Below are 22,384 nucleotides of genomic sequence, written 5' to 3'. Positions count from 1 at the left end.
CGCTTGCCGACAGGACTTCGCGCCGCCAGACAGCACAGTGACGGAGAAACCATGGAACTGAGCCTTCCCACGGCCGTAGGTGTCGCGCCCAAATGCCGGCATTGCGGCGATGATCTGACGCTCAAGCTCATCGATCTCGGCGCCTCGCCGGTCGCCAACGACTACGTGGATCCGGCCAACTACATGAAGGCCGAGCCGTTCTATCCGCTCGAGACCTTCGTCTGCCGCGAGTGCCGCCTGGCGCAGACGCGCGATCTGCTGGCTGCGTCCGAGATCTTCCGTGCGGACTATGCTTATTTCTCGTCGCACTCGACCTCCTGGCTCGAGCACGCCCGCTTCTATGTCGACGCCATGGCCGCGCGCTTCAATCTCGGGCCGGCGTCGCGCCATGTCGAGATCGCATCCAACGATGGGTACCTGCTGCAATACTCCATGCAGAAGGGGATTCATTGCCTGGGCGTCGAGCCTTGCGAAAGCGTTGCGCTGGCCGCGCGCGCCAAAGGCATCGAGACCCGGGTCGAGTTCTTCGGCCGCGGCTACGCCGCCACGCTGCGGGAGGAGGGCTGGTCCGCCGACCTGCTCACCGCGAACAACGTGCTCGCCCATGTTCCGGACATCAATGATTTCGTCGGCGGGGCCAAGATCCTGCTGGCGCCGGAGGGCGTCGCGACCTTCGAGGTCCAGCATCTCCTGACTCTGATGCAGCGGCATCAGTTCGATACGATCTATCACGAGCACTTCTCGTATTTGTCGCTGATCGCCGGCCAGCGCATTTTCGCCCAAGCGGGCCTGCGGGGGTTCGACGTCGAACTGCCCGAGACGCATGGCGGCTCGATCCGGTTCTTCGTCTGCCATCAGGGAGCATCGCACGCGGAAAGCCCGAACGTCGCCGACGTGCTGGCGCGGGAGCGCGCCTATGGCCTGCACGAGGACGCGATCTACATGGCCTGGAACGAGCAGGTCAAGGAGACCAAGCGGGCTCTTCTCGAACTGCTGACGGCGCTGAAGCGGGACAACAAGAAGATCGTGGCCTACGGTGCGCCGGCCAAGGGCGTTACGCTGCTCAATTATTGCGGTGTCCGGACCGACTTCCTCGACTTCACGGTCGATCGCGCTCCCTCCAAGCAGGGCCGCTACATGCCGGGCGTGCGCATTCCGATCCTGCCGCCGGAAGCGATCTTCGAGGCCAAGCCGGACTATGTCCTGATCCTGCCGTGGAACATCAAGAACGAGATCAAGGCGCAGATGGCCGAGATCCGCAACTGGGGCGGCCGCTTCATCGTGCCGGTGCCCAAGGCCACCATCGAGGACTAGACGGCGTCATGAGGTTTGTCCAACTGGGACGGTCGGATGCGCGGTTGATCGAGCTCACGGTTCGCTCCGATGAGCGCGGCAGCTTCACCCGGACGTGGTGCGCAAGGACCTTCACCGAGGCGGGCATCGACTTCGATCCGGTTCAGGGCAACAGTTCGGTAACGCGACTTCGCGGCAGCGTGCGCGGCATGCATTTCCAGCGGGCGCCGCAAGCCGACGCCAAGATCGTGCGCTGTTCGGCCGGCCTGATCCATGACGTCATCGTCGACATCAGGCCGGGCTCCCCGACGCGAGGCGAGGTCTATGCCTGCGAGCTCGGACCGTCGACGGCCCGCATGCTCTACGTCCCCGCCGGGTTCGCCCATGGATTCCAGACGCTGACCGATGACGTGACCGTCGAGTACCTGATGGGCACCGCCTATGTCGAGGAGCTGTCGGACGGTTTCCGGCATGACGATCCGTCCATCGGGATCAAATGGCCCGAGACGGTGACGGTGTTGTCGGCCAAGGACGCCGCCTGGCCGTTGCTTGCAGAACGAGGATCGTGGTGAGACGGCGCGGATTGGCAGTTGCCGCCGGCCAAGGATGTTCGGGGTTCGACAACCCGCTGAGGAGGGCACGGAATGACGAATATCTTCGTTGATGCCGCGGTGCCGGATGACCATCGGCGTCAAAAATTGTACGAGGGCGCGCTGTTCCTGTATGCGCCGACGCCGTCGATCGAGAAGCTGGTTGCCTTTGCACGGGAGCTGATCGAAGAGGCGTTTCATCCCTACGATCCACGCACGGCGCAGTTCGAGCTCCCCGTGGAGCGCTATGTCGAGATCCTCGCCAAGCTGAAGCCGTTCTTCATTCACCATCCGCGTTCGAAGGAACTGGTCCAGGGAACGCTGCGCGAGCTCGGCTGCGATCCCGAGCTCACCTATTTCGACGTGCCGCGGCTGCGGTCGGCTACCAGCAACGACTATCTCACGACCGGCATAGCGTTCGCATTTCATCCTCATCGCGATACCTGGTACTCGGCGCCGTCCTGTCAGCTCAACTGGTGGCTGCCCGTCTACGACATCACGCCGGACAACGGCCTTGCGTTCCACCCGCGCTACTTCGACGAAGCCATCAAGAACGGCTCGAGGGATTACGACTACTACGAGTGGAATCGGACGTCGCGCGCATCGGCGGCGCAGCACATCAAGACCGACACGCGCGTGCAGCCGAAGCCGGAGCAGGAGATCGATCTGGATCCGCAGATCCGGGTGATCGCGCCGAGCGGCGGCGTCACGATCTTCTCGGGCGCGCACCTGCATTCGTCGGTGCCGAACAGTTCGGGCGTGACGCGGTTCAGCATCGATTTCCGCACCGTCCATTTCGCTGATGTCAGCGGCAGGCGAGGCGCCGCCAACGTCGATTCGGAATCGACCGGCACGAATCTGCGTGACTTCCTGCGGGTAACCGATCTGGCGCGGCTGCCCGAGGAGGTGGTCGCGCCATACGATCAGGGCACGGTCCTCCGGGATCATCTGATCTACCAGCCGACGATCGTGCCGTTGCCGGCCGGCGATGCTACCGCCGATCCCGCCCGGGCATCGGCCTGACCTCCATCCGAGACTCGCGCGTCATGCTGGACATCCTCACATCATCGGTTGGGCCACGTGCACCGGCGATCGATCTGTTCGATCTGGTCACGGAGCTGTTTCCGATCAACCGAAGCCTCACGGGCGCCGGAGTCCGTCAGACGCTCGCGGTTGTCGCACGGCATCTCGACCTGGCGATCCACGAGGTGCCGTCCGGGACGCCGGTTCTGGACTGGCATGTGCCGGCGGAGTGGAACATCCGCCGCGCGACGATCTCGACCCTATCGGGACGCCGTCTCGTCGACTTCGCCGACAACAATCTCCATGTCATGGGCTACAGCAAGCCGGTGCAGGCGGTGCTCAGCCGCGCCGAACTGGCGAAGCACGTTCATACCTTGCCGGACCAGCCTGATCTCATTCCGTATCGGACCGGCTATTATGCCGACGATTGGGGTTTTTGTCTTCCCGACAAGCTCTGGCGGGAGATGACCGACGACAGCTATCGCGTCGAGATCGACAGCGACCTGTCGCAGGGCGCTTTGACGTACGGCGAGTTCTTCGTCCCGGGGGAGACGACGAACGAGGTGCTGATCACCTGCCATGTCTGCCACCCGAGTCTCGCCAACGATAACCTGTCCGGCATTGCGGTGATGACGGCGCTGGCGATGCGGCAGGCGCGGCGACCCGGCCGGCTGGGGTACCGCTTCCTGTTCCTGCCGGCGACGATCGGCGCGCTGGCCTGGCTCGATCGGAACGAGCAGCACCTCGATCGTATCGAACATGGCCTCGCCCTGACCTGTCTCGGCGATCCCAGCGGATTTCACTACAAGCAGAGCCGCAAGGGCGCAGCCATCGACCGTGCCGTGGCGCATGTTCTGAAGCATGCCGGCCATCCTCACCAGATCCTGCCGTTCAGTCCGTATGGCTATGACGAGCGGCAGTTCTGCTCGCCCGGCTTCGATCTGCCGGTGGGCTGTCTGATGCGCGGGGTGCACGGCACGTTTCTGGAGTATCACACCTCCGCCGACAATCTCGATTTCGTCAAGCCGCACTGCCTCGATCAGTCCTATGCCGTGATCGAGGAGGTGCTCGATCTGCTCGACCGCGACGTCGTCCATGAACGCGTGGATGGGCGGGGGGAGCCGCAACTCGGGCGGCGCGGACTCTATCGGGCGATCGCCGGCCAGCGCGAGGCGGGCGGGGCGACGCAGATGGATCTGTTGTGGGTGCTCAATCTCGCCGATGGACAGCACAGCCTGCTGGACATGGCGATCCGCGCCGATGTTCCGTTCGCACGGATCGAGGCCGCGTCACGGTTGGCGCTGGATGCCGGTCTCATCAGGCCGGCGGTCTCGTCGTGATCCCGCGATGAGTTGTTCGCGTGAATTGCTCGGCGCCGCTTATGGCGGCCTGCCCAGGACACAGTGAGGCGTGATGAATTCGCAGACGAGCAAGCCCCGCATCGCGGTCTTTTCGCTCCGGAACATTTTCGGCAGGGCTCTCAACCGCGGCCCCCATGTCGAGCTCGAGGACATCATCTGCGAGGTCGATTCCGCCGAGCTGTTCGCGCCGAGGCTCGACCCGGCCGCCAGGCGGGCGAGCTTCGCGACGCGACTGGCCTATCACGCACCCGTGCTGCTGAACCCCGGTCTGCCACGCATTCCGGCGCAGCAGCAATATGACGTTCTGTTCGCCATCTGCGGCTTCCCGCAGGACCTCATCATGTTCGATGCGATCGCGGACCTGAGAGGGGCGTGCAAGACGTCGGTCTGTCTGCTCGACGAGCTTTGGGTGAAGGACATCGCCAAGCATCGTCACTTCCTGAAGATCCTCGCCAAGTTCGACATCGTGATGCCGTTCCAGATCAGCACGGTGAAGCCGCTCGGCGAGGAGATTGGACAGGATTGCGTACATCTGCCGCTCGCCATCGATGCCCTGCGGTTCTGTCCGTATCCTGATCCGCCCGAGCGGGCCATCGACGTCTTCAGCATGGGGCGCCGGTCCCGGGTGATCCATGACAAGCTGCTCGCCATGGCCCGGGAGAGCGGTCTGTTCTATCTTCACGATACGATCGGCGGCAGCCAGGCCATCGACCTCGGGGAGCACCGGGCACAGGTGGCGAACCTCGCCAAGCGAAGCAGGTATTTCCTCGTCAATCCCGGCAAGTTCGATGAGCCCGCCGAAACCGGCCGGCAGGTCGAGTTCGGCTACCGGTATTTCGAAGGCGCGGCCTCCGGCGCCATCATGCTTGGCGAGCGTCCCGACAACGAGCTGTTTCCGAAACTGTTCGATTGGCCCGACGCCATGGTCCACGTGCCTCATACGTCCGATGATATCGACCGGGTCATCCGCGAGCTGGACCGGGACCCGCAGCGTCAGGACTTGATGCGGCGGACCGGCATGGCGCAGACCCTGATGCGGCACGATTGGGTGTACCGGTGGGAGACGATCCTGGCGGCCACGAGTCTTTCGCCGCTGCCGGGCCTCGCGGTGCGCAAGGGCCGGCTCGCGGCGCTCGCCGAGATGGTGTCGGGCGGCTCCGCGATCGGGCTGCCGGAATTAAATCGTGAGCCGCTATTATTGGCGACATGAAGATTTAATCCTTGTCTCCGCCACAAAGTGGCGTCAACGGTGTGTCCTCGTTCTGGACGTCACGGCGTGACGGAGAACTGATTTTCGCGATTGCTCCATTTCGACGACAGGATGTTTCATGCCTCCGACTGACGTGACCGGCGTACGGCAGGGCATTCGGAGACCGGCCCCCAGGAAAGGCGATTGAGCTGACATGTCGGAAGCCGTCACCGCCTATTTCGAAGAACATCGGGCATCGAGTGATCTCGGGCGCCGCGCCTTGCGTGGCGGCATCATTTCGATCGTCATTCAATACGGCAATGCCGCGCTCCAGATCTTCGCCGCCATCGTGCTGGCCCGGCTGCTCGCGCCGGAGGATTTCGGGCTCGTCGCCATCGTCACCGTTCTGACGAGCTTTGCGCCGCTCCTGATCGACTTCGGCCTGCTGGATGCGACCGCGCAAAAGAGCAGGATCACGCCCGCGCAGGTCAGCGGCCTGTTCTGGGTCAGTGCCGGCATCGGAGTGGCGGTCGCGGTGATCGTTGCAGCCGCCAGCCCGCTGATCGCATGGATCTACGATGATCCGCGGCTGCAGCCGATCTCGTTCTGCGTCGCCATCACCTTCGTGCTGTCCGGATTGACCAATCAGCACATGGCGCTGCTGCGGCGGCGGATGCAGTTCGGCCGTATTGGCCGGATCCAGCTGTTCGGTACGCTCGTCGGTACGATCGTCGCGGTCGCGGCCGCAATGGCCGGCTACGGCTACTGGGCGCTCGTGCTTCGCCCGGTGACGAGCGCGATCTGCGTCGTCGTTGCGGCGTGGTCGGCCTGCCCCTGGCGGCCGGGCACTCCGGTGTTCGACGACGAGGTGAAGTCGATGGTCCGGTTCGGGCTGCACGTGGTCGGCTTCACCGTCGCCTATACGCTGTCGAGGGCGGTGGACCGGATCGCGCTCGGGTTGGTCTATCGGCCCGATCAGGTCGGCTACTACCAGAACGCCATGAACCTGTACGACAACTCGATCTATGCGGCGCTCAACCAGACGCATGCGGTGGGAAGCGCGGCCCTGAGCAAGCTGCAATCCGATCCGGCCGCGTTACGACAGAAATACGAGGCGGCGCTCTCGATCCTCGCCTTCTTCCTGATGCCGGCGGCGGCGATCCTCTCCGTCACCGCCGAGGACCTGACCGTCGTTCTGCTGGGGCAGAAGTGGCAGGCGGCGGGCGGGTTGCTGAGCATCATCGCCTTGCGCGGCATCTCGCACGTCGTCGAGGGTTCGCAGGGCTGGCTGCATCTGTCGCTCGGACGGGCGGACCGCTGGCAGACCTGGGGCATCATTTCGCTCGTGGCCCAGGTCGTGGCCGTGCTGGCGGGGCTGCCTTTCGGGCCGGTCGGCGTCGCCTGGGGCGTCGTCATCGGCTACTCGCTGATCGCTTTGCCGTCAGTGATCTATGCGGGCCGCCCGATCGATATCGGAGCGGCGCTGGTCTTCCGAGCCGCGGGTCCGCAGACGATCGGCGCCATTGTGACCGCGGCCGCAGGCTGGTGGCTGCAAGCGACGCTTCTCGCTGCCGTTCCAGCCATCCTTCGGATGGTGCTGTCGGGCTGCTTCTGCAGCTGTGTCTATCTCGCGATCGTCGTCGGTGTGTTCCGGCACAGCGAGCCGCTCCGGATCGCAGGTACGATCATCCATGATGTCATCCGCAAGCGATGACCGGCAGCCGGATGGGGGCCCGTACGGAAGGCGCCGGCCAAGATAGCTGTCGCCATGAATTAAATGATATATATAATACGGAAATGATTTAATTTTTTCAGATGGCCATGACTCACGACGGCTCAGCCCCGGATGTATTTGACCCTGCGCCGCCGGCGCAGGGCGATGCACGGCGCTGCACGCCGGGCGTCGGGACCTCGCGGCGTCTTCGCATTCTCAGCGTCTCGCACATGCCGGCGAGCCCGCCTCGGTTCGGCGCCCAGGCGCGGATGCACGGGCTGATGACGCAGCTCGCGCGCCGCCATGATCTCACCGCGGTGACGCTGGTGGACGACGCTTTCGACATCGACGAATGTCGCCGCGCGATGCAGGCCTATTGCCGCGACGTCGTGCTGGTCCGCAACCCCTACGGCCGCGACGGCCTTGCCAAGCGGCTCCAGCAACTGCGCTCCCTGGTGTCGCTCCGCAGCTTCGATCGCCTGCGCGTCGCGCTGCCCGAGCTGCAGCGGGTGCTGGACCGGGTGTTGCGTGCGACACGGTTCGACATCGTCAATCTCGAATTTCCCTATCTGGGTCATTGCCGCTTCCGGCAGGCGCCGGCCGGCGAGGCGCCGCCGCGGCTGATCGTGGACTCGCACGAGATCGCCTACGATCTGGCGCGTCAGTTTGCGTCCACCGGTGCAAGCCTCGGCCGGCGGCTCTATGCCGGGGCCAACTGGCGCAAGCTGAGGCGCGAAGAACTCGCGGCGTATGACGCGGCCGACGGCGTCTATCTCTGCAGCGTCGACGACGAGACGCGTCTCCACGACGACCTTCCGAGCGTTCGCACCGCGGTGATCCCGAACGCCGCCGATATCGATTTCTATCAACCGCGCGGCACCGATCCGGCGTCGGATGGGCGCACGGTGGTCTATTTCGGGCTGCTGTCGACGGTGCCGAACATCGACGCGGTCACGCACTTCGTCCAGGACGTCTGGCCCGGCATCGCCGCGCGGCATCCCGATGCGCGCTGCAAGATCATCGGCGGGCGGCCGCCGCCTTCGCTGCTGGCACTCGCAGGACCACGGGTCGAGCTCACGGGCTTCGTGCCGGACCTGCGTCCGCATCTGGCCGCGGCCGCGGCTGTGGTCGTCCCGCTGCGCCTTGGCGGCGGCACGCGGCTGAAGATCGTCGAGGCGATGGCGATGGGCAAGGCAATCGTCTCGACCAGCCTGGGCGCAGAGGGCATCGAGGCTGTGCCCGGGCGCGACATTCTCATCGAGAATGAGCCGGCCGCCTTTGCGGACGCCGTCAATCGTCTGCTCGCCGAGCCAAATCTCGCCGCGCGGCTCGGTGCCGCCGCGCGCCGGGTGGCGGTCGAGAAATACGCCTGGAGCGCTGCGGCGCAGGCGCTGGAAGAGTTCTACTGCGAGATCCTGGAGACCAATCCGTCATGAAGGCTGCGCTCATCGGGGCCGGGCAGATCGCGCGCCAGCATCTGGCCTGCCTCAACACCCTGCCAGGCGTTCAGCTCGCCGCCATCTGCGATCTCTCGCCGGCGACCGCCGAGGCCGCGGCCGAGCGCTACGCCATTCCGGCCTGGTTCACCGATCACCGCGCCATGCTGCAGACCGTGCGGCCCGACGTCGTGCACGTGACGACGCCGCCGACCTCGCATTTCCGGCTTGCGATGGATGCGCTCGAGGCCGGCGCCCATGTGATCGTGGAGAAGCCGGCGACCTCGACCTTCGAGGAGCTGCAGACGCTGACGCTGCGGGCCAAGCAGATCGGTCGCCACGTCGTCGAGGATTACAACTACGTCTTCAACCGCGCGCCGCAGGAGATCCTGCGCCGCACAGAGACAGGGGAGTTTGGCGCGGTCACGCATGTGGACGTGCTGATCTGTCTCGACATCCTCGGCCCCGACGGTTTCGCCGATCCGAACTCGCCGCATCCTGCGCTCAACCTCGCCGGCGGCGCGATCGCCGATTTCCTGCCGCATCTCGCCTCGCTGTCGCACGCCTTCATCGGCCCGCACCGCAACGCGCAGACCGTCTGGAGCAAGCGCAAGCCGTCGCCTCTGCCGTTCGATGAGTTTCGCAGCGTGGTCGAGGCCGAGCGCGGCACGGCGACGCTCGGCTTCAGCGCGAGCGCGCAGCCGGATGCGTTCTGGCTGCGGGTCTATGGCGAGCGGATGCAGGCGACCGCCAATCTGTTCGAGACCCGGCTCACCTTCGATGGCCCGCGCAACGTGCCGAAGCCGCTGCGTCCGTTCTTCAGCGGCCTGGAGGAGGGCAGCAGCGTCCGCCGCGCGGCGCTGTCGACCCTGCTGCGCAAGTTCAAGGGCCCCGGTGCCTATGAGGGGCTGTGGGAGTGTCTGGCGCGCACCTATCAGGCGCTGGCGGCGGGAGCATCGCTGCCGATCACGATCGAGGACGTTCTCGCGGTCAATCGGATGGTCGAAGCCATGAAGCCGCGCGCTCAGGCGATGACGGAGCAGCGGACATGAAGGCCCTCGTCACCGGCGCCAATGGCTTTCTCGGCCGGCATGTCGTCAATGCGCTGCTTGCACGTGGCATCGCGGTGCGCGCCATGGTGCGTCCTGCGACCCGCGTGGATGCGCTGGGATGGCCGTCGTCGGTAGATCTCGTCAGGGCCGATCTGCGGACCTCGCGCGACCTCGCGGGCGCCTTCGAGAACGTCGACGTGCTGATCCATCTTGCCGCCGTGGTGTCAGGAGGGGAGGACGCGCAGTTCGCCGGCACGGTCGGCGGCACCGAGCGGCTGCTCGAGGCGATGGCGGGCAGCAACTGCCGCCGGCTCGTGCTGTGCAGCAGCTTCTCGGTCTACGACTACACGGCGACCCGCGATGTCCTCGACGAGGCTGCCCCGCTGCAGCAGACGCCGGATGTCTACACCCGCGGCGGCTACACCGTCGCCAAATGGTGGCAGGAGCGGGTGACGCGCCGCTATGCCGAGACCCACGGCTGGGATCTCACCGTGCTTCGCCCCGGTTTCATCTGGGGACGGGATCACGGCTATCTCGCCGCGCTCGGCCAGCAGATCGGACGCCACCACGTCGTGATCGGGCCGCTGACCCGCATCCCGATGACCCATGTCGAGAACTGCGCCGACGTCTTCGCCCTGGCGGCATCCGATCCGCGCGCGCAGGGCCAGACGCTGAACATCGTCGACGGTCCCGGTGAGCGCGTCTGGACCTATTTGTCGGACTATATGCGAGGCACCGGTGAGCGCGGCTTGCGGCTGCCGATCCCGCATTGGCTCGCCAGCGCGATCGTGCGGCTGGCCTTCGTCACCATCTTCAGGCGGGCGACCAAGGTGCCCGCGATTCTCACCCCTAAGAAATTCGACGCGATGCTCAAGCCGCTGCGGTTCGACAATCGCAAGCTGAAGGAGACGCTCGGCTGGACGCCGCCGCTCGACTACCGTCAATGCCTGGCGCGGACCTACGGCCCGGGGCCGGCGCCGGCCGAAGCGCCGGCATCGTGGTCGTCCGGATCGGCAGCATCGATGTCAGGGCCGCGATGACCTCGCGAGGCTTCATGGCGACCTCGTATCTTGCAAGCGGATCGTTCCGATGTGCGGCATAGCCGGGATCATCGGGCGGGTCGACGACGACAACCGCGCCGCCCTGCAGCGGATGAACGATGCCATGCTCCACCGCGGTCCGGATGCCGGGGGAACGTGGGTCTCCGAGCCGGACGAGCGCGGCTGGGGCGCGCTGCTGGCGCACCGCCGTCTCGCGATCCTCGATCTGTCACCGGCCGGTGTGCAGCCGATGACGGACCCGGTGACCGGGCACGTCATCGTGTTCAATGGCGAGATCTACAATTTCGCCGATCTGCGGCAGCGTCTGGTCGCGGAGGGACAGAAGTTCAGTTCGACCGGCGACACCGCGGTGATGTTGCGGGCCCTCGGCCTGCATGGCCCGAAGGCCGTTGCGTGGCTCCGCGGCATGTTCGCATTTGCCTGCTGGGATCCGGAGGCGCGCCGGCTGCTGCTGGCGCGCGATCCCCTCGGCATCAAGCCGCTCTACGTGGCGCGCGCGGCGGGTCCGGATGCCGGCTGGTCGCTGGCGTTTGCCTCGGAGCTGCGCGCTCTCCTGGCCTCCGGCCTTCTCGGCAAGCCGCAGCTCGATCCGCAGGCCGTCGCCAGCGCCGTGTGGAACGGCTTCGTAGTCGGACCCGGCACGGCCGTGAACGGCGTCGAACTGCTGGCCCCCGGTCATCTGACCGCGTTTGACGGGGTCGGCAACACCATCCGCGACGAGGACTACTGGTCGATCCCCGGCCGGGCGCCTGAGCAAGGAATGGAGGAAGACGAGCTTGCCGTCATCCTCGAGGAAACGCTGAGACTGCATCTCGCCAGCGACGTGCCGCTGGCGGTCTTTCTCTCGGGCGGCATCGATTCCTCGGTCATGGCCAATCTGGCGCAGCGCGCCGCAACAAGTCCGATCCACACCTTCACGCTCGCCTTCGAGGAGCAGGAGCTGAACGAAGGGCCGATCGCGCGGCAGATCGCCACCGCGATCGGCACCGAGCATCACGAGGTGGTGTTGACCGAGCAGCACTTCGTCGACCATCTCGATGCGGCGCTCGACAGTCTGGACCAGCCGACCTTCGACGGCTTGAATTCCTACTACATGTCGCATGCCATCCGCGGCGCTGGATTCACGGTGGCGCTGTCGGGCACCGGGGGCGACGAGCTGTTCGGTGGCTACACATCGTTCCGTGATCTGCCGGTGCTGCAGCAATGGTCGCAACGGACCGGGGTAGTGCCGGGCGGTCTGAAGGTCGCGGCTGCATCGCTGGCCGCACGGATGCTGTCGCCCTCGCGTGGTGCCGTCGCGTCGCAGACACGCTGGGCCAAGCTTCCGGAGATGGTTCGCCGCGGCGATGATCTGCTGGCGCTCTACCAGATGGCGTATGCGCTGTTCCTGCCCGGCTTTCAGCGTGAGCTGCTCGCGCCGGATCTGGCCGCTGCGCTGAGCGACGGGCTGCCGGCCGCCATGAAGGCAAAGATCACGGCGGAGACCCGCGCGCGCACGCCGTTGTCGGCGATCAGCGTCATGGAGCAGCGCCTGTTCCTCGGCGAGCGGCTGCTGCGCGACAACGACGTGGCGAGCATGGCGGCCTCGCTGGAGCAGCGCGTGCCGCTGGTGGATCAGGTGCTGTTCGAAAGCGTCGACCGGCTGCCCGACGATGTGCGCTATCAGCCGCTGCGCAGCAAGGCGATGCTGAGGCGCATCGGCCTGCGCGGGCTCGATCTCACGCTGTTCGACCGGCCGAAGAGCGGCTTCGTGCTGCCGATGGATCGCTGGATCCGTCGCGGTTTGCAGGATGCGATGGACCGGACCCTGCGCGACCCGCAGGCGATCACCCCGGTGGGCCTCGATCCGGTTGCCGTCGCGCGGCTCTGGCGCGCCTTTCTCGACGGCGCGCCCGGCATCTATTGGTCGCGCGTGTGGTCGGTCTATGTGTTCGTGCGCTGGTGTCACCGCCACAGCGTGTTTCGCTGAGGGCGGCAACCAGTCGAGTCATTTGCGTCGAACGGGAAGCGCTCAGGCTTCCGGCATGACGATTCCGCCGCACACCGGCACGCGGACGCCGGTGACGAAGCCGGCGAGGTCGGAGGCCAGAAACGCGATCATGTTGGCCACGTCCTGATCGTAGCCGCGCCGTCCGAGCGGCACGGAGCGCTCGTAAAGCGGCTGCACCTCGTCGCGATCCCGGCGATCCTTGTCGGAGATGACCCAGCCCGGTGCGACCTGATTGACGGTGATGCCATGCTCGCCGAGCTCCCGCGCCAGAGACCGCAGCATGCCGTCCATGGCGCATTTGGCCGCGGTGTAGGGCGCGCGGTTGGCCAGCGCCAGGCTCGTCATCTCGGTGCCGAGAGAGATCAGGCGCCCCCATTTGCGCTCGATCATCGGGCCGGAAAAGACCCGGGCGGTCGCCCAGGCCTGCAGCACCGAGGAGCGAAACACACGATCGAACTGGTCGGCGGTCTGGTCGGTGACGGGACGCTCGTCGAACCAGGTCACCGCATTGTTCACGACGATGTCGACCGGGCCGAGCCTGCTCTCGGCGATCCGGCGCATCGCCTCGACATCCTCGAGCTTGGCGACATCGCCGGAGACCGTGCAGGCCCGCTGCGGATGCAGTTCGTTCAGTTCGTCACGCAGCCTGTCGGCGCCATCGCGGGACGTCAGATAGTGGATCGCGACCTTTGCGCCGCAGGCCGCCAGCGTTCGTGCGATCGGCCGCCCGAGTTCTCCGGCCGCCCCGGTGACGAGCGCCACACGGCCCGACAGGTCGATCTGAAGCGGCGATCGCAACGGCGTCAGCGCCGGGTCGTCCGGCAGCGGTCCGAGCGTATTTCGTCGAATTCGTCGTGCTACCGCGCTCGCGAACCGCATTCACCAGTCCCCAAAAAATCATTTGGCTTCAATGAGGACGACATTAAATGGCGGGTTTAATAATTGAATGGCTCAATTTGACGCATTGCGATTCGGCGACGGCCGGGGTTGTCGTTCGCTGAGCGTCCGCACGCTTCTGCATGGCCGCGCACACGCTCATGTCGATCTGATCACGCGGTATGGGCCCGGCGCGCTCACGACGCGCGCGTGCGCGGGCTTTCGACGAGGCGGTCGAGGCTGGACCGGCTCTGTCCGCTCGGATTCAGTGTGGGTCCGACTGCCTGCGGGGCACCGGCCGCCGGCCTGAACTTGTGTCTGAGCTGCCTGAAATACGGCTCGATGAACCGTTCGATCGCCGCGGCATAGATGATCGAGATCAGCAGCGTCAGCGGGAACAGGATGTAGGGCTTGGCGGCTATCGCGGGAAAGTTCTTGTCGATCGCCCTGATGACCACATTGTGGATGAGATAGATCGCGTAGGAATAGGTGCCGAGCGTCATCATCCAGGGGCGGTTGAGGTAACGGACCAGCGGGGCATCGGCGAAGCGCACCGCGACGTAGAACAGCGGCATCAAAGCGAGGCCCTGGATGCTGTAGCGCGCCGTCTCCCGGAAGGTCGGGTCGCGGTAGAGCAGGGAGAACAGCAGCACGACTGCTGTGGCCAGCATGAGCGTCCATTGCGCTGCCGACATCGCGCGCGCAGGCGAGGACTGACGCGCCGGGTTCATGACGAGCGCGAGAAGGCAGCCATAGGCGATCGAATCGATGCGCGTGTCCGAAGCGTAATAGGTTCGGTCGGGGAAGAAGCTGGGCGCATGCACCAGATGAATGCGCCATGCGAGCACGGCGAGGCAGACACATCCGAGCAGCGCACCGATGGTGCGGGGCCGCAGCGCCAGGCCGAGCAGCAGGGTCATCAGCAAGGGATAGACGATATAGAAATGCTCTTCGACCGCGAGCGACCACAGAATGCCGGTGCCGTCGGGGACCGTGTTGCCGGGATCGAAGAACAGGCCGTAATAGTTCGCGAAGTAGAGAATTTGCGCCGACAGCCCCTTGGCCGTGATCCCGCCATCCAAGAGGCCGGCATAGGTGAGCCCATAGGCGATCGCCAAGGTCAGCAGCAGCGGTGGCATCAATCGAAACACGCGACGGGCATAGAAGCTCGGGACGTCGAGTTGGCCGGTCCGCTCGTGCTCGGACAGCATGAGGGTCGTGATCAGGAAGCCGCTCAGGAAGAAGAACACCGTGACGCCGAAACCGCCGGGGATCAGCGCCTGGAGTCCGGAATGGCCGATGACGACGATCAGCACTGACAGCGCGCGGATGCCGTCCAGCGACGGGATCGGGGATTGGCTGACATGGGCGTCCGCAACGCGCGCCGCGGCGCCAGGCGCGCCGTCGGCATCGGGACTCTCGACCGGCGAGGGCGTGGAGACGGCGCGAAGACGGCCGAACGCGAGAATATTGGCCATGAGATCCGGGAAAGAGTCGGAGGAAGATTTCAGCTTCGCAAGTGCCGGTTCGGCGCGTCCGCGATCTGCCGGGTGACGATCACCTCGTGTCGGCCAGGGGATGGCTGGTCCGCCAGAGCTGCGCCCGCTCGGCATTGATCCGTGCCGTCGCCGCGCGCTTGCCCAGGCGCAGGCAGGCGCGCTGATAGGTGCGAAGGAAGCGGCGGAATTCGAGATCGTCGTAGCGCGGAAGCCCCTTCAGCCAGCTGCGGAAGTAACCCCACAGCATCGCCGTGCTGCCGATCAGCGCGGGATACGCCGGCAGGTGATAGACCGCCACCGCGAGGTGATACAGCGGCGAGGTCCCCATGAAATACTGGCCGAAGCCCTTGCGCAGGCGCCCGGTCCAGATGCCGTTGTGACTGGCGCCCTGCGGCCGCAGATGGATGAAGCGCAGCGCTTCGGTGTCGATGCTCTCGGCGATCCAGCCGAGCATGCGGCAGCGGTGGCAGTCGATGCCGTCCCACATCACCTGGCGCACGAAGCCGCCGATCTCCTGGAAGCAGGCGACGCGATAGAATTTGGTCATGCCGACCGACATCTCGTCGCCGCACACCTCGGGCTCCAGCGCGCCGGTCTGCGGGTGGACGAACCACGGCTTGCCGGAGGTGGTTCCGACCCGCGGATCGGCCTCCATCCGCTGCATCAGCAGCTCGAAATAGCGCGCGGGCAGATCGAGGTCCATGTCGAGCTTGCACACATAGTCGAAGTCCTCCAGCCGCACCGTCTCCAGGCCGGCATAGAAGGCCTCGATCACGCCCGGACCGACCTTGCGCCCGCCACGGTCGGCGCGCCGCACCACGCGCAGATAGGGCAGGCGGCGGGCGTAGTCGTCGAGAATGGACGGTGTTTCGTCGCTCGACCCGTCGTCGACGACGATCCACAGCGCGGGCGGCACCGATTGCGCGGCGACGCTGTCGAGGGTTCGGCGAAGATATTGTGCCTCGTCACGGCACGGCGAGATCAGCAGGTAGCGGCGCGATGGCGTCACGTCTCAAATTCCCTTTGCGGAAGTCGCGGCAACCGATGCAAATCCGTTCGAGAACGGAAGCGGCGTCGGCCGGCTTTCAATAAATTAAATGCTGATTTAATATTATGTCGCGGCGCGTGTCAAAATCATGGTGTTTTTTAAACCTGGACGGCCTTGGCGGACTGAGCCGAGGGTCGTCCGATGCGGTCTGGGATCTGCTCAGCGGGATCGTCATGGAAACATACCACCTCGTGCTCCCCGGCAGGAGCCAGACACCGGCTTCGATGGTCGCGCCGGCGTCGTTGCGAGCCTTCGGCGAACGGGGGCGCATTCTCGGCGCGGCCGCGCGCGCCGCGTTGATCATTCTCGGCCTCGCTGGCTCGCGAGCCGAGGCCGCCGAACCGACGCCGCCGTCAGCATTGGTCGGCGGTCTTCTGCCGGCAGATCGCGTGGCGGCATGGACTCCGGGTCTGATGTCGGCGGGCGGTATTCCGAACCGCACCGCGATCTACCGGACGCTGTCACCAAGCGGGGCCGATGATACCGGCGCGATCCAGGCGGCGCTCAGCGCGGCGCCGGCCGGACAGGTGGTTCTGCTCGGGCCCGGCACGTTCATCGTCAAGGAGCCGCTGTTGATCAGTCGCCCGGTGACGCTGCGGGGCGCAGGCGCGGGCGTGACCAGGCTGGTGAAGCCGAATGGCGCGCGGCCGAGGACCTCCGCGGTCATCGCGGGCACCCGGGGAATCCTGGCGCCGGTGGATCCGGGCTCGTACAGCTACGATCCCAAGCCGGTCATCATCGTCGGCCCCTCCCGCTGGAACAACGGCCCCGACAGCGCCGCGTCGCAGAGCCTGCTGGCCGATGGCGCTCAGGGAGCGACCACCGTCACGCTGGCCAATGCCGCGCGTTTCAAGGCCGGCGATGTCGTGCTGCTGGACGAGGTCTCCGGCGCGTCCTGGGAGGCGACGCCTGCGGGCTTTCCTGGGGCTGCCAAAGTCTGGCAGGGCGACCGCGTCGCGTGGAACATGCATCATCCGGTGCAACCCGGCGACGACAATGCTGCCTCGAATGCACAGGGGCCGTATGATCAGACGCCCGGCGTGCTGCCGAAGTCGATGTCGTGGTTCGCGCGGACCGACCGGGCGACCTCGGAGATCAAGGAAATCGCGACCGTTTCCGGCAGCACGGTGACGTTCACTTCGCCGCTGACGATCAGCTATCGCAGCAGCCATCAGGCCCAGCTCACCCCTTACAGCACCGATCCGAACAGCGGTGGCCACGCAGCCAACAATCGCGATGTCCACGTCAGCCACGTGGGTGTGGAACATCTGAGCATCATCGGCGGCGCGGATGGCGCCCTGAGGTTCGAGACCGCGGCGTACTCATGGGCCAAGTCGATCGAGATCACGCAGTGGCTCGGTGAAGGCGTGGCGATCGATAACTCGTTTCGGGTCGAGCTGCGCGATTCCTACATTCACGCAGGGTCCTGGCCTCAACCCGGCGGGGCCGGATACGCGATCAGTCTCGCCGCGGGCTCGTCGGAGGTCTTGATCGAGAACAACATCCTCGTCGATGTCTGCAAGAACATGGTGTTTCGGTCATCCGGCGCAGGAACGGTGGTCGGCTACAATTACGCTGACGATTCATTCGATTTCGACAATCCCGGCTGGGTCGAAGTCGGTATCAACGCGTCGCACATGGCGGGCTCTCACCATGTGCTGTTCGAAGGCAATCTGTCTCACAATGTCGACAGCGACTATACGCATGGCAACGCCATCTATCTGACCTTCTTCCGCAACCATCTGACCGGACAGCGTCAGCGCTTCGTCGACCGTTCGGGGATCCGTACCGTCGGCCTCGCCTACGGATCGTGGTGGGATTCCTTCGTCGGCAACGTGCTCGGCCAGCCCGGGCGCATGAGCGGCTGGAGCCATGAAGATCCCTCGATGCGCAGCAACACGGCGCGCTGGGGGCAGGGCGGGACCGGCAGCATCTGGATGCTGGGCTACGATCCCGAGCGGTGGACGATGGCGCCGGATCCGAAGACGCTGGCGACGGTCATCCGCGGCGGCAATTTCGACTATCTCACCAACAAGATCGTCTGGACCGACGGTCTGCAGGCGCGGCCGCTGCCGCCGTCGCTGTATCTGAGCGGAAAGCCCGGCTTTTTCGGCAGCCATCGCTGGCCCTGGGTCGATCCGGATGGCGACACCAAGCTGCATACGCTGCCTGCCAAGGCGAGGCTCGATGCCGGCACGCCGTTCGCTCCGGCGCCGGGAGCGACCCAATAGGCCCGCTGGAGACGGTGTGACGGCCCGGCATGCGCACCGTCAGGCGCGGACGCCGAGCCGCGGCTTCCAGAGGGCTCGCGTGCGAGCGGCGTGAACCGGCCGGTGGGTCGCCGTTTGATGGACGGGCGCGATCAGGGCCGAACGGCGCCAGTAGCGCGCGGCCTCGACCGTGACGAGCACGAACACGACCCAGGTCACGTCGAAGGCGCGCAGCCACAGCGTCTCGAGAAAATTGTAGAACATGACGAACAGGGCGACGGACAGCAGGATCCATGCGCGCCTGCTGTCGTGCTCCATCACGCGGCCGATGACGTGAACGGTCGCGGCCAGGAACAGGAGGAGAAAGGCGAGGCCGACATAGCCGAGTTCGAGGATCGCATCGTAGTAGCCGTTGTGGGAATTCGGCATGGCCTTCACCCAGCCGGGCGCCTCGGTCACGCTCGGCGCATCCGCTCCCACCAGCCAGAAGCTCTGATAGCCCCAGCCGAGAAGCGGCCTCTGCGCAATCTCCAGTTCAGAGAAGGCCCATATCGTCGTCCGGCCCGTGAAGCTCGAATCTCCCGTCAGCAGGTAGGCGATGCGGCTCGTGTTGAATCCCGCGAGCCCTGCGAACACGAAGTAGCCCAGCACCATTGCTACGAGTATCAGGACCGGGGGAAGCCGCATCGCCCTGGCGGACAGCAGTGTCAGCACCGCCAGAACCGGCGCCACGAGGGCAAGGCCGAGCGCAGTCTTGGAGCTGGAGAAGAAGATCAGCACGACGGCGGCGACGGCAACCACGAATCCGAGGGCGCGGCGGTAGCCGGGATAGAGCAACTCGTGAACCGACAGCAGAAAGGCGATGGCGGCAAACTCGCCCAGCAGGTTCTTTCCCGAGAAATAGCCCTGATAGCCGATGTCGACCAGCGTCGAGCCATAGAGCGCATAGGTCGCATAGCCGCCCGGGATCAGCACGACATTGAGGATCACGCCCGCCGCGAAGCAGAGGAATACGCCGCGCATGATGTCGGCGCCCGGGTTGGACAGCAGGGCCGGCAGGACGATGGCGGTGAGCACCATCGCCTCCTGCACGAAGCGGACGAAGGCGAATTCGGGCTTGAGGGCCCACGCGACGCTCGCGCCGGCAAAGCCGAAATAGGCGCAGAGGCCGAGGATGTTGGGCGGGACGGTGAGGCGGCCGCCACGCGCCAGGCGGTTCGCCGCAACGATGATGGCGATGGCCGCGAGCGCCGGCCAGAAGATCCGGTTCTCGATGCGGCTTTCGAGCAGGCCTTGAAGTCCCGGGGATGGCGGGAAGCTGAAATAGATCAGCGGCTGAATCAGCGCGGAATAGGCGAAGGCCATGACCGGGATCAGCGCGCAGATGTCCGAGCTCTGTCCGGGGGCTTTCGGCGCGACAGCTGCGGTGAATGTCATCGCTCGAAGTCTGGGCATTCCGCGCTCTGCTTTTCAAAATGTCCAATTGAACGTCCGGCCGGCTGCACGCCGGGCAGGTGCGAGATCATGATCCGGATGTGAATTTAAATAAAGGCATTTCGTCGGGACGGACGTACCCTTCGCTGCGGATCGGCCGAAATATGTTCTTTTATCCACAATTAAACCATATTAAATAGATCGGATCATTTAAATTAAAATGATGTTTTCTGGCCGTCTGCCCCCTCGGGGGCGGTCGTGCAAAGGCAGATTGAGGGAGAGCGGTCGATGCTGACCACGCAGAAATTACAGGAGGCTGGACGCTCCTCCTATCGCGTGGACCGTTCCGGCGCGGGCCGCGGCTGGTCCGAGGTCGAGACTGCGACCGCCGACCGTGCGGTGCCTGACGACCTGTCGCGCGACGTCTACTGTGTCCTCGGCGTCCCGATCGACGCCATCGGCATGCGCGGTGTCCTGGGCCGCATCCGCGACGCCGCCCGCCGCAAGACGCGCTTCCTGATCTCCACGCCCAATCTCAATTTCCTCGTGGCCAGCCAATCCGACAGCAGCTTCAGGCAGTCGCTGATTCTGAGCGACCTCTGCACCGTCGACGGTATGCCGGTGGTCTGGATCGCCCGGCTGATCGGAATTCCGATCAGGAGCCGCACGGCCGGCGCCGACATCTTCGATGCGCTGAAGTCGGAGGCTGGTTCGGCGGCCGCTCTGAAGCTGTTTCTGTTCGGGGGCCCGCAAGGGGCTGCCGAACTCGCCGCGCGGAGGCTGAACAGCCAGCCCGGCGGACTGCGATGTGTCGGCTGGTCGAACCCGGGCTACTGCTCGGCCGAGGAGATGAGCCGGGATCACATCATCGAGGAAATCAATGCCAGCGGCGCGGACTTCCTGGTTGCATCCTTGAGCAGCCAGAAGGGCCAATCGTGGCTCCAGCGCAATCATCATCGGCTCGAAATTCCGGTTCGCGCCCATCTTGGTGCCGCGCTGAATTTCCAGGCCGGCACGGTGAAGCGCGCGCCGTCCTTGCTTCGCCGGCTGGGCTTGGAGTGGCTATGGCGCATCAAGGAGGAGCCTTATCTCTGGCGGCGCTACTGGAACGATGGCACGGCGATGCTGCGCCTCGTGCTCACCCATGTGCTGCCGTTCGTGTTCTGGACGTGGTGGATGCGGCGCACGCATGAGCGGGGGGAAGCCCTGACCATCACGCAGGACCATGGCTCGCGGGCGGTCACGCTGAGCCTCTCGGGTCCTGCGGATGCGCGGCACGTCGACCGGGCCATCCCGGTGTTCCGGGCTGCGGTCGCAGCCGGCAAGCGGGTCACGCTCGATTTGTCGAATGTCTGCGCCATCGATGCGCGCTTTCTCGGGCTGCTGCTGATGCTGAGGAAGCAGTTGGACGCCAACGGCGGTGGTGCAGCCATCGTCGGCGTCTCGCCGCTGATGGCGCGAATATTCCGTTCCGGTGGCCTGGATCTCTGATGCGTGCCGCTACGGCAGGCCAGACTCGACGCGAGGTCCTGATCGACTTCTATCGAAGCTGCTCGATGCTGTTCGTGTTCTACCATCACACCGCGAACGTTTTTCCCGATTCCGTCGATCTGTTCACCAAGTTCAATCCCTTCGCCGAGCTGTTCGTCGTGATTTCGGGGTTCATGGTCGGCTACGTGTATCTGCACAAGGAGCACTACGGGGAGCTCGTCAGCCGCGGGTTGAAAATTCTGGCCGCCTATTTCGTCATCTCGGTGCCGGTCGCCGTCGGCATGGCCATCCTGGGCAAGAAGCGCGAGCCGGTCGGGCAGGCGATCTTCGACGTGCTGACGTTCCAATCCGAGCCGACGGCCATCACCATCCTCAAATTCTACGGGCTGACGTTCCTGCTGCTGCCGCTGATCCTGCCGCTGTTCAAGCGCAACCGGCTCCTGGTGCTCGCGCTGTCGGCTTCGATTTTCGTGGCCTGCACCTGGTTCGCCAACACGAAGACATCCGCGCTCGAGAATCCCGCCGCGATCCTGCTGCTGTTCTCGCTGCAGGCGCAGCTGTTCCTGATCCTGGGGACCTGGCTCGGCGATCTCCACCGCCGCAACCGTCTGCTCGGCCGCCCGTTCTACACGGCGATGATCGCGGTCTTCGTCGTCGGGCTGCTGCTCGATGGGTGGCTGGGCTTTCCGAACAATGGCGAGAAATATCCCTACCGGTTCGACAAGCTCGTCAACCTGCTCTGGACATTGCCGCTGCTGCTGGCGCTGCTGTGGGCGCTGTTCGCGCGCACCCGGCACTCCGCGGCCGTGGCGCTCGTCCTCAACGTCGGCCAGAATTCGCTGATCGCGTTTCTGGGATCGGAAGTCGTGCGCCAGTCGGTGAAGCTGGCGCTGCTGCTCGGCGGGGTTCACCCTGCAGTCTACGGCCAGACCATGATGGGTCTGTTCGACGTCGTCCTGGTCACGGTGATGCTCTGGCTGTACCGGACGCACCGGACCCCGATGCTGCACCCGCAGGGCGGCCGATAGCGGATTTTTCCGCGGTGCGGTGTTGCCGCCATGCGCTTGCCGGAATCTCTCCGGCCGGTTTAGCTCATCGCTAACCATTCGCCGCTAGC

At 65.4% G+C, this 22,384-nt stretch carries 17 protein-coding genes; 13 read left to right on the top strand and 4 right to left on the bottom strand.

Annotation, left to right across the window (positions count from 1 at the left end; translation table 11 throughout):
- The first annotated feature begins 51 nt into the window (after positions 1-51).
- The 10 genes from ACQR1B_RS13030 to asnB all read left to right on the top strand — a co-directional run bounded on the left by ACQR1B_RS13030 (position 52) and on the right by asnB (position 12,688).
- Positions 52-1,314 carry a methyltransferase domain-containing protein gene (locus tag ACQR1B_RS13030; protein WP_434831709.1) on the top strand — a complete coding sequence of 421 codons (1,263 nt, stop codon included), beginning with the start codon at positions 52-54 and terminating at the stop codon, positions 1,312-1,314.
- Between the two features lie 8 nt (positions 1,315-1,322).
- Positions 1,323-1,865: a dTDP-4-dehydrorhamnose 3,5-epimerase family protein gene (locus ACQR1B_RS13025; RefSeq protein ID WP_434831710.1), complete on the top strand. Its 543-nt coding sequence runs from the start codon at positions 1,323-1,325 to the stop codon at positions 1,863-1,865.
- A gap of 72 nt (positions 1,866-1,937) precedes the next feature.
- Entirely contained in the window at positions 1,938-2,906 is a 969-nt protein-coding gene (locus ACQR1B_RS13020; protein ID WP_434831711.1) for a phytanoyl-CoA dioxygenase family protein, read from the top strand.
- Positions 2,907-2,929: 23 nt separating this feature from the next.
- Positions 2,930-4,246 (top strand): DUF4910 domain-containing protein, encoded by a 1,317-nt coding sequence (locus tag ACQR1B_RS13015; RefSeq protein ID WP_434831712.1) that lies wholly within the window; start codon positions 2,930-2,932, stop codon positions 4,244-4,246.
- 73 nt (positions 4,247-4,319) lie between these two features.
- Positions 4,320-5,477 (top strand): glycosyltransferase family protein, encoded by a 1,158-nt coding sequence (locus ACQR1B_RS13010; protein WP_434831713.1) that lies wholly within the window; start codon positions 4,320-4,322, stop codon positions 5,475-5,477.
- Positions 5,478-5,670: 193 nt separating this feature from the next.
- Positions 5,671-7,170: a lipopolysaccharide biosynthesis protein gene (locus tag ACQR1B_RS13005; protein WP_434831714.1), complete on the top strand. Its 1,500-nt coding sequence runs from the start codon at positions 5,671-5,673 to the stop codon at positions 7,168-7,170.
- Between the two features lie 107 nt (positions 7,171-7,277).
- A complete protein-coding gene (locus ACQR1B_RS13000) occupies positions 7,278-8,606 on the top strand; it encodes a glycosyltransferase (RefSeq protein WP_434831972.1) in 1,329 nt (442 codons plus the stop codon).
- A complete protein-coding gene (locus tag ACQR1B_RS12995) occupies positions 8,603-9,658 on the top strand; it encodes a Gfo/Idh/MocA family protein (protein ID WP_434831715.1) in 1,056 nt (351 codons plus the stop codon). The genes ACQR1B_RS13000 and ACQR1B_RS12995 overlap by 4 nt, the downstream gene beginning before the upstream one ends.
- A complete protein-coding gene (locus ACQR1B_RS12990) occupies positions 9,655-10,698 on the top strand; it encodes an NAD-dependent epimerase/dehydratase family protein (protein WP_434831716.1) in 1,044 nt (347 codons plus the stop codon). The genes ACQR1B_RS12995 and ACQR1B_RS12990 overlap by 4 nt, the downstream gene beginning before the upstream one ends.
- Positions 10,699-10,747: 49 nt before the next feature.
- The gene (asnB, locus tag ACQR1B_RS12985; RefSeq protein WP_434831717.1) at positions 10,748-12,688 is read left to right on the top strand and encodes an asparagine synthase (glutamine-hydrolyzing); all 1,941 of its coding nucleotides are present in this window, start codon (positions 10,748-10,750) and stop codon (positions 12,686-12,688) included.
- Positions 12,689-12,730: 42 nt separating this feature from the next.
- Here the strand turns inward: asnB and ACQR1B_RS12980 are convergent, their stop codons facing one another.
- From ACQR1B_RS12980 to ACQR1B_RS12970, 3 genes are all read right to left on the bottom strand, one after another.
- A complete protein-coding gene (locus ACQR1B_RS12980) occupies positions 12,731-13,588 on the bottom strand; it encodes an SDR family NAD(P)-dependent oxidoreductase (protein ID WP_434831718.1) in 858 nt (285 codons plus the stop codon).
- Positions 13,589-13,782: 194 nt separating this feature from the next.
- On the bottom strand, positions 13,783-15,063 hold the full coding sequence (locus ACQR1B_RS12975; RefSeq protein ID WP_434831719.1) for an acyltransferase family protein: 1,281 nt from the start codon (positions 15,061-15,063) through the stop codon (positions 13,783-13,785).
- A 79-nt stretch (positions 15,064-15,142) separates the two neighbouring features.
- Positions 15,143-16,093, bottom strand: coding sequence for a glycosyltransferase family 2 protein (locus tag ACQR1B_RS12970; protein WP_434831720.1), 951 nt, complete (start codon positions 16,091-16,093; stop codon positions 15,143-15,145).
- Positions 16,094-16,305: 212 nt separating this feature from the next.
- On the opposite strand from ACQR1B_RS12970, the gene ACQR1B_RS12965 reads away from it, so the two are divergent.
- A complete protein-coding gene (locus ACQR1B_RS12965) occupies positions 16,306-18,363 on the top strand; it encodes a glycosyl hydrolase family 28-related protein (RefSeq protein ID WP_434831721.1) in 2,058 nt (685 codons plus the stop codon).
- A 39-nt stretch (positions 18,364-18,402) separates the two neighbouring features.
- On the opposite strand, the gene ACQR1B_RS12960 is transcribed toward ACQR1B_RS12965, so the two are convergent.
- Positions 18,403-19,797, bottom strand: coding sequence for an O-antigen ligase family protein (locus ACQR1B_RS12960; RefSeq protein ID WP_434831722.1), 1,395 nt, complete (start codon positions 19,795-19,797; stop codon positions 18,403-18,405).
- A 267-nt stretch (positions 19,798-20,064) separates the two neighbouring features.
- Between ACQR1B_RS12960 and ACQR1B_RS12955 the strand changes: the two genes are divergently transcribed.
- A complete protein-coding gene (locus ACQR1B_RS12955) occupies positions 20,065-21,267 on the top strand; it encodes a WecB/TagA/CpsF family glycosyltransferase (RefSeq protein ID WP_434831723.1) in 1,203 nt (400 codons plus the stop codon).
- A complete protein-coding gene (opgC, locus tag ACQR1B_RS12950; protein WP_434831724.1) occupies positions 21,267-22,295 on the top strand; it encodes an OpgC domain-containing protein in 1,029 nt (342 codons plus the stop codon). Before ACQR1B_RS12955 ends, opgC begins: the two co-directional genes overlap by 1 nt.
- Positions 22,296-22,384: the final 89 nt, after the last annotated feature.

Source organism: Bradyrhizobium oligotrophicum, from assembly GCF_051168495.1.
GTDB lineage: Bacteria > Pseudomonadota > Alphaproteobacteria > Rhizobiales > Xanthobacteraceae > Bradyrhizobium > Bradyrhizobium oligotrophicum_A.
Note: the sequence above shows the minus strand (reverse complement) of the source record. Positions and strands in the feature narration are given on the sequence as shown.

Excerpts from the sequence above, each read along its gene's own strand:
- ACQR1B_RS13030 (WP_434831709.1), top strand. The coding sequence starts at position 52 with ATGGAACTGAGCCTTCCCACGGCCGTAGGTGTCGCGCCCAAATGCCGG.
- ACQR1B_RS13025 (WP_434831710.1), top strand. The coding sequence starts at position 1,323 with ATGAGGTTTGTCCAACTGGGACGGTCGGATGCGCGGTTGATCGAGCTC.
- ACQR1B_RS13020 (WP_434831711.1), top strand. The coding sequence starts at position 1,938 with ATGACGAATATCTTCGTTGATGCCGCGGTGCCGGATGACCATCGGCGT.
- ACQR1B_RS13015 (WP_434831712.1), top strand. The coding sequence starts at position 2,930 with ATGCTGGACATCCTCACATCATCGGTTGGGCCACGTGCACCGGCGATC.
- ACQR1B_RS13010 (WP_434831713.1), top strand. The coding sequence starts at position 4,320 with ATGAATTCGCAGACGAGCAAGCCCCGCATCGCGGTCTTTTCGCTCCGG.
- ACQR1B_RS13005 (WP_434831714.1), top strand. The coding sequence starts at position 5,671 with ATGTCGGAAGCCGTCACCGCCTATTTCGAAGAACATCGGGCATCGAGT.
- ACQR1B_RS13000 (WP_434831972.1), top strand. The coding sequence starts at position 7,278 with ATGACTCACGACGGCTCAGCCCCGGATGTATTTGACCCTGCGCCGCCG.
- ACQR1B_RS12995 (WP_434831715.1), top strand. The coding sequence starts at position 8,603 with ATGAAGGCTGCGCTCATCGGGGCCGGGCAGATCGCGCGCCAGCATCTG.
- ACQR1B_RS12990 (WP_434831716.1), top strand. The coding sequence starts at position 9,655 with ATGAAGGCCCTCGTCACCGGCGCCAATGGCTTTCTCGGCCGGCATGTC.
- asnB (WP_434831717.1), top strand. The coding sequence starts at position 10,748 with ATGTGCGGCATAGCCGGGATCATCGGGCGGGTCGACGACGACAACCGC.
- ACQR1B_RS12980 (WP_434831718.1), bottom strand. The coding sequence starts at position 13,588 with ATGCGGTTCGCGAGCGCGGTAGCACGACGAATTCGACGAAATACGCTC.
- ACQR1B_RS12975 (WP_434831719.1), bottom strand. The coding sequence starts at position 15,063 with ATGGCCAATATTCTCGCGTTCGGCCGTCTTCGCGCCGTCTCCACGCCC.
- ACQR1B_RS12965 (WP_434831721.1), top strand. The coding sequence starts at position 16,306 with ATGGAAACATACCACCTCGTGCTCCCCGGCAGGAGCCAGACACCGGCT.
- ACQR1B_RS12960 (WP_434831722.1), bottom strand. The coding sequence starts at position 19,797 with ATGCCCAGACTTCGAGCGATGACATTCACCGCAGCTGTCGCGCCGAAA.
- ACQR1B_RS12955 (WP_434831723.1), top strand. The coding sequence starts at position 20,065 with ATGCTGACCACGCAGAAATTACAGGAGGCTGGACGCTCCTCCTATCGC.
- opgC (WP_434831724.1), top strand. The coding sequence starts at position 21,267 with ATGCGTGCCGCTACGGCAGGCCAGACTCGACGCGAGGTCCTGATCGAC.